Consider the following 11964-nt stretch of genomic DNA (forward strand, 5'->3'; position numbering starts at 1 on the left):
GGTGGGTCAGGCCGCGGACTCGTCCTGGTCGGCCGCGGCCTTCTCCGCGAGTCTGCGCAGCGCGGAACGGGCCACCTCGGGGTCGGCCGTCCCCCAGTAGGGCGGTAGGGACGCCCGCAGGAACCCCCCGTACCCGGCGGTGGCCAGGCGGGGGTCGAGCACGGCGATGACGCCCCGGTCGTGGGTCGAGCGCAACAGGCGCCCCGTGCCCTGGGCGAGCAGCAGCGCGGCGTGCGTGGCCGACACCGACAGGAACCCGTTACCGCCGTGCGCGGAGACGGCGCGCTGCCGCGCCGAGGCCAGCGGGTCGTCGGGGCGCGGGAAGGGGATGCGGTCGACGATCACCAGCTGGAGCGAGGGCCCCGGCACGTCCACGCCCTGCCACAGGGACAGGGTGCCGAACAGACAGGACCGCTCCTCCTCGGCGAACCTGCGGACCAGCTGCCCGGTGGAGTCCTCCCCCTGGCACAGAATGGTCTGGTCCAGGCGTTCGCGCAGTTCCTCCGCGGCCTGTTGGGCGGCGCGCATCGAGGAGAACAGGCCCAGAGCCCGCCCGTCGGAGGCCTCGATGAGTTGGGCGATCTCGTCCAGGTAGGCCTCGGAGAGGCCGTCCCGGCCGGGCTTGGGCAGGTGGCGGGCGACGTAGAGGATGCCGCTCCGACCGTGGTCGAAGGGTGAGCCGACGTCCATGCCCCGCCAGCGCGGCTCCCCGGCGGCACGGTGCGGACCGTCCTCGTCGGTGTCCCCCGCGGCCTCCGGCGCGCCCGGGTCGGGCGGCTCGGGCGCGGCTGCCTCCACCGGAGCGGGTTCGGGTACCGTCGCGACCCGGGCGGCGCGCTCGGCCGCCTCCTGGGCGACCTCCCGTCCCAGCCCCCACTGCCGGGCCAGGGCGGTGAAGTCGCCGCCCAGGGTGAGGGTGGCGGAGGTGAGCACCACGGTGCGGTCGCCGAAGAGCTTCTCCCGCAGCAGCCCGCCCACTCCGAGCGGTGCCACGTTGAGTGTCGGCGGCCGCGCCGGGACCTTGGTGAGCCAGACGATCTCCGTGCGATCGCGCAGCGGTGGCTCGAAGGACTCCAGGACCCGTTCGGCGGCCTCGCGGACCTCGCCCAGCGCGGCCAGGGCCAGACGCCGCTCGGAGGCGGTATCCGGGTCCAGCTCACCGCCCGGGGAGGGCCCGATCGCCGCGACGCACGCGGCGGAGGCGTCCCGGGTGGCGGCCACGGCTCCGGCGAGCCCCTCGTCGATGTGGTCCAGACGCCCCTCGGGCACCTCGGTGAACATCAGGGCGAGACCGTCCGCGCACTCGGAGAGGCGTTCGCTGATCCCCGGTTCGACCAGGCGGGCCGCGCGCTTGGCCGCGGTGGTGACGGAGCGCTCGGTGAGGCTGCCGGTGGCCACGGACGTGGCCCGGTCGACGAGTTCGTGCGCCTCGTCGATCAGGATCGTGTCGTGCTCGGGCAGGATGTGGTAGCCCTGCGACATGTCGATGGAGAGCATGGCGTGGTTGGTGACCACCACGTCCACCCCGGTGGTGGCCTCGCGCGCGAACTCGGCGAAGCACTCCTGGCCGAAGGAGCACACCCGTGCGCCCATGCACTCGTTGCCGCCCACGGACACCTGGCGCCAGGCGAGGTCGCTCACGCCCGGGACCAGCTCGTCGCGGTCGCCGGTGAGGGTCTCCTCGGCCCACTCGTGCACGCGGGCGACCTGGCGGCCCAGGGACGAGAGCTGGCGGGCGTCGAAGAGTTCGCTGCCCTCGGCCTCCTCGTCCGAGGCGGTCTGCATACGGTTGCGGCACAGGTAGTTGCGGCGTCCCTTGAGCACGGCGAACGTGGGTTCGCGAGGCAGCAGCGGGGCGAGGGCGGCGGCCAGTCGCGGCAGGTCGCGGTCGATGAGCTGGTTCTGGAGCGCGATGGTCGCGGTGGAGACGACCACGGGGGTCCGGGTCAGCATCGCGCGTCTGATCGCGGGAACCAGGTACGCCAGGGACTTGCCGGTGCCGGTACCGGCCTGGACCACGAGGTGTTCGCGTTCCTCGACCGCCGCCGCGACGGCCTCGGCCATGGTCTGCTGGCCCACTCGACTGCTGCCGCCCAGGGCCTTGACGGCCGCGGCGAGCAGAGTGGGAACGTCGGGGAGATCTGCCACGGATCGACAGTACCCGCCGGTGACGACAGGTTCGGCGTTGTCCACAGGCAGGGCTGGTCCGGCCCTCGCGCCGAACCGCCCCGCCCGTGGTTCGGGCGAGCGTGGCCCGGCATGCCCTCGAACTCGAAGGCGACCCTCCCAGCGGTCCCGGTACCGGCCCACCCACTCGTCGACCTGCTCCCACGGGCCCTCCGTCAAGGACGAGGAGCCATGCCGAGCGCGCGGCGACCACGGGGACGTACGTCATCCACGGGAACGACGGCTTGGTCCACGTCATCCGGTTCGAGGAGAGAGGCGCTTCGGATCAGGACCGGCGGACGCCACGGGGATCGCTCACCGTGGCGTCGACACCGGCGTCGGCCAGCTCGCTGAGCTCGGCGGCCAACAGCGACCGGGCGGCGTCGCTCAGCCCGGAGACCCGTTCCAGGGCCACGCTCACCGACGTCACCCGGGCGTCGTCGATCGCCTCCTCCAGACGGGACACCACCTGTTCCGCCGCGAGGAAGTCGATCTCGCCCCGCAACCGCACGTTGAGCCGGTTCCCCTCCCGGGTCACGCTGTGCATCGGCGACGGCGGCTCCGAGGGCGTCTGGAGCATGTGCAGGTCGTAGTCGTCGGAGAGCCGCTCCAGGGCCGCCACCCCGCGCACGCTGTTGCCGGCGTCGTCCAGGGGCGGACTGAACACGCCCACCCCGAAGGCGCCGGGAGCGGCCGCGAGGATGCCGCCGCTCACCCCGCTCTTGGCGGGGATGCCGACGCGCAGCCCCCACTCCCCGGCCCGGTCGTACATGCCGCAGCTGTTCATGATCGACAGGGTGTGCCGCGCGGTGCGCTGGGAGACCACCCGCTCCTCCGTCACCGGGTTGACCCCGCCGACCGCCAGCGTCGCGGCCATGACCGCCAGGTCGCGCACGGACACACTGAGGGAGCACTGCCGGAAGTAGTCCTGGACGGCGTCCTCCACCTGCCCCACCAGGACGCCCCCCGCCAGGCTCAGGTACCCCAGGGCCCGGTTCCGGTGCCCGGTCTCGGCCTCCGAGCGGTAGACGTCCCCGTCCACCTCCAGGTCGCGCCCGGCGAAGGAGGACAGCACCGAGCGGATGCGCTCGAAACGCCGGTGCGGATCGGCGTTCTCCACCAAAGAGGTGGTGACGATCGCGCCCGCGTTGATCATGGGGTTCTCGGGACGACCGTGCTCGTCGAGGCTGATCGCGTTGAAGGGTTCTCCGCTGGGTTCGGCTCCCACGTGCTCGTGCACCACGTCCAGCCCGAGCTGTTCCACGGCGATGGCGTACACGAAGGGCTTGGAGATCGACTGGATCGTGAACCGGTGTTCGGACTCCCCCACGCAGTAGGAGCGGCCGTGGGCGCTGACCGCCGCGATCCCGAACCGGTCCGGGTCGGCGCCCGCGAGTTCGGGGATGTAGTCCGCCACCCGGCCGCCGGTGAGCCCGGCGACCTCCTCACGGATCTTGTCCAGCACCTGGATGACGGGGCTGGTCTCGTCGGCGGGGTCGTGGTCCATCCGCCCAGTCTAGGAAGGAGGGGGACGGTGGGGGCACCGGCCACGCGGACCCCACGAAAACGACGAAACGACCCCGCGAGGAGGACGGAGTCCCCCGAGCGGAGTCGTCTCGGAATCGAGTGGAGCTATGGGGATTCGAACCCCAGACCTCCTCCATGCCATGGAGGCGCGCTACCAACTGCGCCATAGCCCCGTGCGCCTTGCGGCGACGGTTCGATTCTATCGGATGTCTGGCAGTGCCGGGAACATCGTGGGTGTCGGGCACCCCACAACGGCGCGGCGCACCGCTCGGGCCCGAGTTCACCCGGGCTTCGGCACGGATACCCCCATGTTGGACACGGGCGTTTCCGGGGTACCGGATGGTGGTTCGAGTTCTGGACATCCCCCGACAGAGAGGCCTCCCCCGGATGCGTGTCCGTTTCCTGATCCCCACGGTGATCACCGCACTCCTGCTGGCGTTGGGCGCGGTCCCCGCGTCCGCCGCACCACAGGGCACCCTGGCCCTGGCCGAGGGGGAGGACTTCACCTTCTCCTACTCGACCCCCGAACCGCACGCCGCCAACTGGGTCGGCCTGTACCGCTCCTCGGGGGGCGGCCCCGTGGACGAGGAGTACGTGGCTCCCTCGCTCGTCTGGCAGTACGCGCCCGAGTCCGAGGGAACGGTGCGGTTGTCCGCCGACTCCCTGGAGCCGGGGTCCTACACGGCCTTCTTCCTGGCACGCGACGGCTACGCCTGGCTGGCCGAGCCCGTGGAGGTGCGCCGCTCGGCCCAGGGGCCGACTACCTTCCCCGTCGAGGCGGCCACGCTGCACAACGCGCGACAGGGCGAGGCGTACGAGGCGACCCTCGGCGGCCTGGTCTCGGGAGGCGGCGGGGGCACGGAGTTCACGAAGGTCAGCGGTGACGCCTGGGTGAAGGTCTCCCCGGACGGCACCCTCACCGGCACCCCGCGCGCCTCCGCCCACCGCGAGCCTCCCGCGGGCGTCACCCGCCCCGACCGCTCCTCCGCGAGCGTGACGGTGGAGGCCACCGGCGTGGACGGTTCCTCCGCGCGGCTGGACGTCACCATCCCGGTCCGTCGCCACACCGATCCGCTCGTCGACGAGCTGGGCGTGATGAGTCTCAACACCTGGCACGGCGGCACGCAGGTCAACGGCTACCACGAGAAGCAGTTGCGGTTCCTGTTGGAGAGCGGCGCCGACGTCGTCGGGCTCCAGGAGACCCAGGGCAGGCACGCGGCCCGGCTGGCGCAGGCCCTGGGCTGGTACCACTGGCAGGGTTCGGGAAGCCTCGGGGTGATCAGCCGGTATCCGATCGTCGAGGAGTACGGCGAGGTCAACGCCTCCGGCGGCGTGCGGATCGCGCTGGACGGCGAGGAGTCGCAGGTGAACCTGTGGAACGTGCACCTGGGGTACACGCCGTACGGCCCCTACGACTTCTGTTTCGACGGCATGGACGTGGAGCGGGTGCTGGAGCGGGAGTCGGCTTCGGGCCGCACTCCGCAGATCACCGACACCCTCGCCGCGATGTCCCACCAGGTCGACGCGGCCGATGACGTGCCGGTGCTGCTGGTGGGGGACTTCAACGCACCCTCGCACCTGGACTGGACCGAGGAGCTCCGCGAGAAGAACTGCGGGTACGCCGACGTGCCCTGGCCAACCTCGGTGCTGCCGACGGAGGCGGGGTTCACGGACTCCTACCGGGTGGCCAACCCCGACCCGGTGAGCGCGCCCGGCATCACCTGGTCTCCCCTGTATCCGTTCAACGAGGGGTCGACCGGCCGGGTGGAGCCGCAGGACCGGATCGACTTCGTGTACCACGCCGGCGACCTCACGGTGCGTGAGTCGCGTGACGTGGTCGTCGGCGACCCGGCTCCGGTGCCCGAACACCGGGACAACGAGTGGACCACCGACCACGCGGCCGTACTCACCTTCTACTCACTGCCCTCCTAGCCGCTCGCGGCCGACCGGACCCGGGGCTCCCCCCGCCGTACGCCGCCCCCAAGGCGAGGCAGCGGTGAACTCCCCCTCCGGTCGGTCCTCGGCCGCTGCCTGCCCCGCCCCTCCCTTCGAAGGGGCGGGGCAGGGGCCCGGGGCTCGCGCTCCGGGCGCCCCACCGGCACGGCGGAGCCCGCGAACCCGGCTCCCGTCCCGGGCGGCGAACCCGCCTCCGGTCCTGGCGTCGACGCGCCCACCCCTCATAGGCTGGGAGGGCACGCCACAGCGAAGGAGGAGCCGATGGCCTCCGACCGGGACCGGTACGTCGCGGCCCTGCTGCGCTGGGAGGAGCACGGTGCGCTGTGGCGGGTGGTGGCGCGCACGGGTTCCACCGCGACGGTGTCGCTGCTCACCTGCGACGGCGGTACCGAAGTGGACCGCATCACCTCGGACTCCCCCGACCTGCTCTCCTTCCTGGGTGAGCGGACGAGTTCCGAGGAGCCACTCAGTCGCGCTCCTCGGCGATCGACCTGATCCCTTCGAGCCTGCGGTCCCAGGCGGCGGCGATCCCGCGCAGGTCCCGCCCGACCTCGTCGAGCCGGGCTCCCTCCACCTCGTACACCACCGATCGTCCGCTGCGCCGGGTACGCACCAGGCCTACTCCGCGCAGCACCTCCAGGTGCTTCACGATCGCCTGACGCGTCACGGGCAACTCGAGGGCGAGTTCCGACGCGGAGGCGGGTTCCCTCCCGAGCCGGACCAGGATGCTCCAGCGGGTGTCGTCCCCCAGGGCCGCGAAGACCGGTGACAGGGCCGAGTCCACCCGCCTCATCTCCTCTGCGCGCGAACGAGTTCCACCAGCGCGGCGAGACCGCCGTCCCACCCCCGCAGCTCCGCCGAGGCGCTGTCGGCGGCGTCCCCGAACCGATCCGCCAGGGCGTCGAACCCGACCTGGACCACGGTGAGCAGGCTCCCGCTCCCCGAGGCCCGCACCTCGAAGGTCACCAGGGTGCTGTCGGCCGCTCCGGGGTCGGTCTCGGGCTCCATGGCGATCCGGTAGGCGAACCGGCGCGGCGCGTCCACCTCGACGACCCGGCCCCGGAAGGTCCCGTGCTCCTCCCATCGCAGTTTCATCGGCGCCCCCACGCGGGCCTCGAACTCGGCCCCGTCGAAGGCGAACCAGTTCGCGAAGTGCTCCGGGGTCGTGAGGACCCTCCACAGCCGTTCGGGGCTGGCGTCGACGCGGACGGTGCGCTCGACGGTGCGGGGGTCGAGCAGGCTGCGCGCGGCGGCGAGCTCGACCTCCCAGCCCTCGCTCCGTTCGGCCACGTGCCGACGCAGCTCGGCCTCGGCCAGCCCCAGACCCTCGAACCCGCTCTCCACGACCGAGAGCGTGACCCCTCCCGGCCGCTCCTTGACCCAGATCTCCACCCGCGTGGACTGGGTTTCCTCCACCCTGCCGAGCCAGCTGAACACGGCGTGGTGCGGGGGGTCGAGCTGGTCGGTGCGGACCCTGAACTCCCCGTGGGTGGGGTCGTGGATCAGGTGGACGCCGTCTCCCAGTTCCTCGATCCGGTGGTCGACCACCCGTCCGTCGTTGATGAACCAGCCCGGCCGCGAAACCAGGGCCCAGACCCGCTCGACGGTGGCGTCGATGTCCACCGTGCGCTCGATGCTGTCCATACCAGCCTCCCTTGTGCAACTCCAGGGTTGCACAAGGAGTCGCGATAACGCAACCCCGGGGTTGCACCATGGCGTGCCGTCTAGGATCGCTGTACGAGACCCCCTGTTCGGAGCCCCGCATGAACGCACTGCTGTGGTCCGGAGCCGTCGGCTCCTGGCTGTTCGTCGTCGTCTTCCTCCTCGACGGGCTCACCCGCCCCGGCTACCGCCCGGTCCGACACCCGGTGAGCGCGCTCGCGCTCGGTCCGCGCGGGTGGGTCCAAACGACCAACTTCGTCCTGTGCGGCCTGCTCGTCGCGGTGGGCTCCCTCGCCCTGCCCGGGTCCACCGACAGTGTCGCCCTGGCGCTCGCCGTGGGGGTGCTCGGCCTGGCCCTGGCCGCCTCGGGCGTCTTCCGCATGGACCCGATGCGCGGCTACCCGCCCGGCACCCCCGACACCACCCCGGAGGCGTACTCCCGCGCCCACCAGCTGCACGACTGGGCGGGCATGGTCGTGTTCCTCCTGCTTCCCGGCATCGCGCTCATCGGGGTGTTCGCCCTTGGAGGCCTCGGGTGGAAGCTCGGATCAGGGGTCGTCGCGGCCGCGGCCGCCTGGGCCAGCTGGACCTTCGGCGTCCTCTGGGAGAGGGACGCGCCCCGCACCGGTCTGGTCCAGCGGGCCGCGATCGTCACCAGCCTGTCCTGGCTCGGCGTGGTGTTCGCCCACGGAGCCGCCTGACCGGGGGCCCACAGCCAGAGCCGGTTCAGCGCGAACTCCCCCGGGGGCGTGGGGGGTCGCCCCCCACAGAAACGACGAGACGACCCGGCGAGCGCGTTCACGCGCGAGCAGAGTCGTCTCGGAGTCGAGTGGAGCTATGGGGATTCGAACCCCAGACCTCCTCCATGCCATGGAGGCGCGCTACCAACTGCGCCATAGCCCCTGGTAGGCCGGGCGGTTTCCCCGCTCGGCACGCCTCAACTCTACAGGAGGTCGAGGGCGGGTCGGACCAGTGGGGAACCCGGGGTGACCGTGGGGTGTTCCGGGGCACGGGGTCGGGCTCCGGTCGGGCCGAATACTCTGGTGGGGTGGCCGAATCAAAGTTTGAGATCCAGATGCTCCATGACCGCCTGCTGGTGAAGACGGTCCCGGACACGAGTGAGCGTCGCAGCAGCGCGGGTCTGGTCATCCCGGACACGGTGAAGCTGGCGACCCGCCTGGCGTGGGGTGAGGTCCGGGGGGCCGGGACGGGGGCCCGTCACGTGAAGACGGGCGACCGGGTGCTCTTCGATCCCGAGGAGCAGGGCGAGGTCGAGGTGAACGGCGAGCGTTACGTCATTCTTCGGGAGCGGGACGTCCACGCGGTCGCGAACGAGGCCCCGGAGCGGGGCACCGGCCTGTATCTGTGAGTGTCGGGGCCCGGCACCCGGGCCCCTCTCTCCGTGTCCGCCCCCTTTCACCCTTCGCCTGCCCGCCTCCTCTTCACCGCTCCCGCGAAATGGCCTTGACCAGTGACATGAGGCACAGGTTGTGCGCTTCCAGGGCGGGGACCCGGGCCGTGGTCACGTGGACCCAGCCCGCGTAGAGCGCGGACCACATGAGCTGCTGCGCCCACAGCGGGGTGATCCTGGGGTCGATGGTGCCGTCCTGGTGCCCGCGTTCGATGATTCCGTAGAGGGCGAGGTCGCTGGGGCCGCACTCCTCCTCGCCCTGTTCCCGAACCCCCTCCTCTGCCGTGAAGGAGAGCATGGCGACCTGGCGTAGCGCGAAGTACTCCGAGACGAGGCGGGAGAACGCCTCGATGGCGGTGCCCTCGGTGGTGCGTGCGCGTTCGGTGGCCTCGTTGGCCAGTTCGTCGGTGTAGTCACCGAGGGCCGCCACGAGGTCCGCGCGTTCGGGGAAGTAGCGCTGAAGCGTACTCCGGGCCACCCCGGCCCTGGTGGCCACCTGGGACAGCGGCGCGGACCGGTTCTCACCCAGCACGTCGACGGCGGCGTCGAGGATCGCCCGGCGGGTTCGCGCACGGGTCCTGGTCTCTTCCTCTGAGGGAGCGCTCTTCACCATGCCCCCAATAGTAGGGGCGTCGGTAACCTGTTGACAATAATCGGTCGCCTATGACCTAATTTCAACCATGACTGATCACCCACCGGCAGATGCCGCCCCAACCACGACCCCGACGGAAGCCCCGCCGGAACCGCGCTTCGCCCAGTTGAGGGTGCTCTGGTCCTTCGTCCGCCCGCACCGGAGCAAGCTCCTGCTGGGTCTGGTCCTGGCGCTGTTCGGCTCCGCCCTGGAGCTGGCCAACCCGATGGTGGTCAAGCTCGTACTGGACACCATCTCCGAGTCGGGCAGCCTCGCCGTGCCCATCGCGATCCTGCTCAGCCTGTTCGGTGTCGGCCTGGTCACCGGCCTGTGGCACTGGATCGTCCTCGGCACCGTGGCGGAGAAGGTCGTGCTGGAAGCGCGCACCTCCCTCGTGCGCCGCTACTTCCGCGCGGCCCTGCTCCCGATGTCCAGGCGCCCCTCCGGCGAGCTCGTCACCCGCGCCACCTCGGACACCGTCCTGCTCAAGGAAGCCGCCTCCAGCAGTGTCATCAGCCTGGTCAACGGCAGTGTGCTGATGGTCGGCACCCTGGTCATGATGGGCGTCCTGGACCTGGTCCTGCTGTCCGTGACCGTCGTCGCGGTGGTCGTCGTCACCGTCCTCTTCCTGACCCTCATGCCCGCCATCGCCCGGGCTCAGGAGAGGGCGCAGAACTCCCTCGGCCTCATGGGCGGCGTGCTCGACGGTTCGCTGCGGGCGATCCGTACGGTGAAGGTGAGCCGGGCCGAGGAGCGCCTGGGATCACAGATCCTCGAACACGCGGAGGACGCGGCCCGGTACGGCGTCCGCTCGGTCCGCCGCGAGGCCCTGGCCTGGACCATCGCCTTCGGCGGAGTGCAGCTGGCGATCATCGCCATCCTCGGTGTGGGTGCCACCCGGGTGGCCTCCGGGGAGATCGCGGTCTCCACCCTGGTCGCGTTCCTGTTGTACGCCTTCACCCTGATGAACCCGGTCATGGAGCTGTCCCAGAGCGTGACCACCCTCCAGTCGGGTATCGCGGCCGCCAAGCGCATCCGCGAGGTGGAGGACATCCCGCTCGAACCGACCGCCGTACCCCGGCACGGGTCCGACCCCGCGCCGGAGCCCTCCCCCGACGGGCCCCTGCTGGAGCTGAGCGGTGTCACGGCCCGGTACGCGCCGGGGGCGGCCGCCGCGCTGACCGGTGTCGACCTGGCCGTCCCCCGACGCGGCCACACCGCGATCGTGGGCCCGTCCGGCGCGGGGAAGACCACGGTCCTGTCGCTGCTCCTGCGGTTCCTGGAGCCGGAGGAGGGCCTGATCACGGTCAACGGCACCCCCTACCGGGAGCTGTCTCCGCGGCAGGTGCGCGGACACTTCGCCTACGTCGAGCAGGACACTCCCGTGGTGCCCGGCACCATCCGGGAGAACCTGCTGTTCACCAACCCGGAGGCCACCGACGCGGACGTCCGCCGGGTCCTGGACGAGGTCCTGCTGACGGAGAAGGTGGAGGCCTTGGAGGAGGGTCTGGACACCCCCCTTGAGGCGAACTCGATCTCCGGGGGCCAGCGCCAGCGCATCGCCCTGGCCCGGGCCCTGCTGGGTTCGCCCGACGTCCTGCTCCTGGACGAGGCGACGTCACAGGTGGACGCCATCACCGAGGCGGCGATCACCCGCAGCGTGCGCGGGCAGGCGGAGCGGGGAGCCGTGGTGACCATCGCGCACCGCCTGTCAACGGTGATCCACGCGGACCGCATCCTGCTGATGGAGGACGGCCGCATCCGCGCCCAGGGCACCCACGGCGAGCTGTTGGAGCGCGACGAACTGTACCGGGACCTGGTCGCGGCGCTGCACATCACCGAGACGGGCGACCGTGACGAGGAGGTCGCCGCGGCACCGGCGGGCTGACCGGGACACGGCGGTGGGTGCGGGGCCCGTGCCCCGTACCCGCGGCCTCACTCCCCCACGGGGGCTCCCACCCGTTCGCCCGCCCCGGGTGACGGAACCCCTCCCAGGTCGAAGACCGTGTCACAGGCGTCACGCACCGACGCGTCGTGGGTGGCGATCACCACCGCGCACCCCTCGTCGGCCATCTCCCCCAGGGTGTCGATGACCATGGCCCCGTTGGCGTGGTCCAGCGCTCCGGTGGGTTCGTCGGCCAGCACCAGGTCGGGACGCCCGACCAGGAGCCGGGCCAGCGCCACCCGCTGCTGTTCGCCCCCGGACAGGTGGTGCACCCGGTCCCGGCCCCGCCGGGGCAGGCGGACACGGGCGAGCGCCTCGCGCTGCCGTTCCCGGTCCCGGCAGACCACGTCGAGGTTCTGGCGCACGGTGGCGTTCTCGATCAGCGCGTAGTTCTGGAACAGGTAGCCCAGGTGGTCGCGGCGGAAGCGGCGGCGGCGCCCCGGTCCCCACCTGGTGACGGGGCGGCCGTCGAAGACGATCTCGCCGGAGTCGGGCTCCTCGAGGAGGCCGAGGCAGTTGAGCAGGGTGGTCTTGCCGCTTCCGGAGGCTCCGACGAGCGCCAGGAGCTCTCCGGGCCGGATGTCGAGACGAATCCCCTCCCAGAGGACGCGTCGTCCGAAGGACTTTCCGAGGTCGTGTGTGCTGATCACGCCGTACTCCTTGGGT

At 71.7% G+C, this 11964-nt stretch carries 11 protein-coding genes and 2 tRNA genes; 5 read left to right on the forward strand and 8 right to left on the reverse strand.

All coding sequences use genetic code 11. From position 1 onward, the window contains the following. Positions 1-6: 6 nt before the first annotated feature. From ACFYL4_RS17610 to ACFYL4_RS17620, 3 genes are all read right to left on the reverse strand, one after another. Positions 7-2148, reverse strand: coding sequence for an ATP-dependent DNA helicase (locus tag ACFYL4_RS17610; RefSeq protein WP_387519290.1), 2142 nt, complete (start codon positions 2146-2148; stop codon positions 7-9). Positions 2149-2452: 304 nt separating this feature from the next. Continuing rightward, positions 2453-3673, reverse strand: coding sequence for a glutaminase A (gene glsA, locus ACFYL4_RS17615; RefSeq protein WP_357769043.1), 1221 nt, complete (start codon positions 3671-3673; stop codon positions 2453-2455). Between the two features lie 120 nt (positions 3674-3793). After that, positions 3794-3866 (reverse strand) — tRNA-Ala (locus ACFYL4_RS17620). A gap of 214 nt (positions 3867-4080) precedes the next feature. Here ACFYL4_RS17620 and ACFYL4_RS17625 point away from each other — a divergent pair. Further along, positions 4081-5625 carry an endonuclease/exonuclease/phosphatase family protein gene (locus ACFYL4_RS17625; protein ID WP_387519292.1) on the forward strand — a complete coding sequence of 515 codons (1545 nt, stop codon included), beginning with the start codon at positions 4081-4083 and terminating at the stop codon, positions 5623-5625. 285 nt (positions 5626-5910) lie between these two features. After that, entirely contained in the window at positions 5911-6144 is a 234-nt protein-coding gene (locus ACFYL4_RS17630) for a hypothetical protein (RefSeq protein ID WP_387519294.1), read from the forward strand. Here the strand turns inward: ACFYL4_RS17630 and ACFYL4_RS17635 are convergent. Further along, on the reverse strand, positions 6116-6433 hold the full coding sequence (locus tag ACFYL4_RS17635; protein ID WP_387519296.1) for an ArsR/SmtB family transcription factor: 318 nt from the start codon (positions 6431-6433) through the stop codon (positions 6116-6118). The genes ACFYL4_RS17630 and ACFYL4_RS17635 overlap by 29 nt on opposite strands. Before the next feature lie 5 nt (positions 6434-6438). Next, positions 6439-7293, reverse strand: coding sequence for an SRPBCC domain-containing protein (locus ACFYL4_RS17640; RefSeq protein WP_387519298.1), 855 nt, complete (start codon positions 7291-7293; stop codon positions 6439-6441). A 119-nt stretch (positions 7294-7412) separates the two neighbouring features. Here ACFYL4_RS17640 and ACFYL4_RS17645 point away from each other — a divergent pair, with 119 nt between their 5' ends. Beyond that, on the forward strand, positions 7413-8012 hold the full coding sequence (locus ACFYL4_RS17645; protein WP_387519300.1) for a DUF998 domain-containing protein: 600 nt from the start codon (positions 7413-7415) through the stop codon (positions 8010-8012). A 129-nt stretch (positions 8013-8141) separates the two neighbouring features. On the opposite strand, the gene ACFYL4_RS17650 is transcribed toward ACFYL4_RS17645, so the two are convergent. Beyond that, a tRNA-Ala gene (locus ACFYL4_RS17650) sits at positions 8142-8214 on the reverse strand. Between the two features lie 172 nt (positions 8215-8386). Between ACFYL4_RS17650 and ACFYL4_RS17655 the strand changes: the two genes are divergently transcribed. Continuing rightward, positions 8387-8680, forward strand: coding sequence for a co-chaperone GroES (locus ACFYL4_RS17655; protein ID WP_357769082.1), 294 nt, complete (start codon positions 8387-8389; stop codon positions 8678-8680). A gap of 73 nt (positions 8681-8753) precedes the next feature. On the opposite strand, the gene ACFYL4_RS17660 is transcribed toward ACFYL4_RS17655, so the two are convergent. Continuing rightward, positions 8754-9335, reverse strand: coding sequence for a TetR/AcrR family transcriptional regulator (locus ACFYL4_RS17660; protein ID WP_387519302.1), 582 nt, complete (start codon positions 9333-9335; stop codon positions 8754-8756). Between the two features lie 151 nt (positions 9336-9486). Between ACFYL4_RS17660 and ACFYL4_RS17665 the strand changes: the two genes are divergently transcribed. Next, positions 9487-11241, forward strand: coding sequence for an ABC transporter ATP-binding protein (locus tag ACFYL4_RS17665; protein WP_387519422.1), 1755 nt, complete (start codon positions 9487-9489; stop codon positions 11239-11241). Positions 11242-11288: 47 nt separating this feature from the next. On the opposite strand, the gene ACFYL4_RS17670 is transcribed toward ACFYL4_RS17665, so the two are convergent. Next, positions 11289-11948 (reverse strand): ABC transporter ATP-binding protein, encoded by a 660-nt coding sequence (locus tag ACFYL4_RS17670; protein ID WP_387519304.1) that lies wholly within the window; start codon positions 11946-11948, stop codon positions 11289-11291. Positions 11949-11964: the final 16 nt, after the last annotated feature.

The organism is Nocardiopsis sp. NPDC006938, from assembly GCF_042869555.1.
Taxonomy (GTDB): Bacteria; Actinomycetota; Actinomycetes; order Streptosporangiales; family Streptosporangiaceae; genus Nocardiopsis.

Excerpts from the sequence above, each read along its gene's own strand:
- glsA (WP_357769043.1), bottom strand. The coding sequence starts at position 3,673 with ATGGACCACGACCCCGCCGACGAGACCAGCCCCGTCATCCAGGTGCTG.
- ACFYL4_RS17640 (WP_387519298.1), bottom strand. The coding sequence starts at position 7,293 with ATGGACAGCATCGAGCGCACGGTGGACATCGACGCCACCGTCGAGCGG.
- ACFYL4_RS17645 (WP_387519300.1), top strand. The coding sequence starts at position 7,413 with ATGAACGCACTGCTGTGGTCCGGAGCCGTCGGCTCCTGGCTGTTCGTC.
- ACFYL4_RS17625 (WP_387519292.1), top strand. The coding sequence starts at position 4,081 with ATGCGTGTCCGTTTCCTGATCCCCACGGTGATCACCGCACTCCTGCTG.
- ACFYL4_RS17630 (WP_387519294.1), top strand. The coding sequence starts at position 5,911 with ATGGCCTCCGACCGGGACCGGTACGTCGCGGCCCTGCTGCGCTGGGAG.
- ACFYL4_RS17660 (WP_387519302.1), bottom strand. The coding sequence starts at position 9,335 with ATGGTGAAGAGCGCTCCCTCAGAGGAAGAGACCAGGACCCGTGCGCGA.
- ACFYL4_RS17655 (WP_357769082.1), top strand. The coding sequence starts at position 8,387 with ATGCTCCATGACCGCCTGCTGGTGAAGACGGTCCCGGACACGAGTGAG.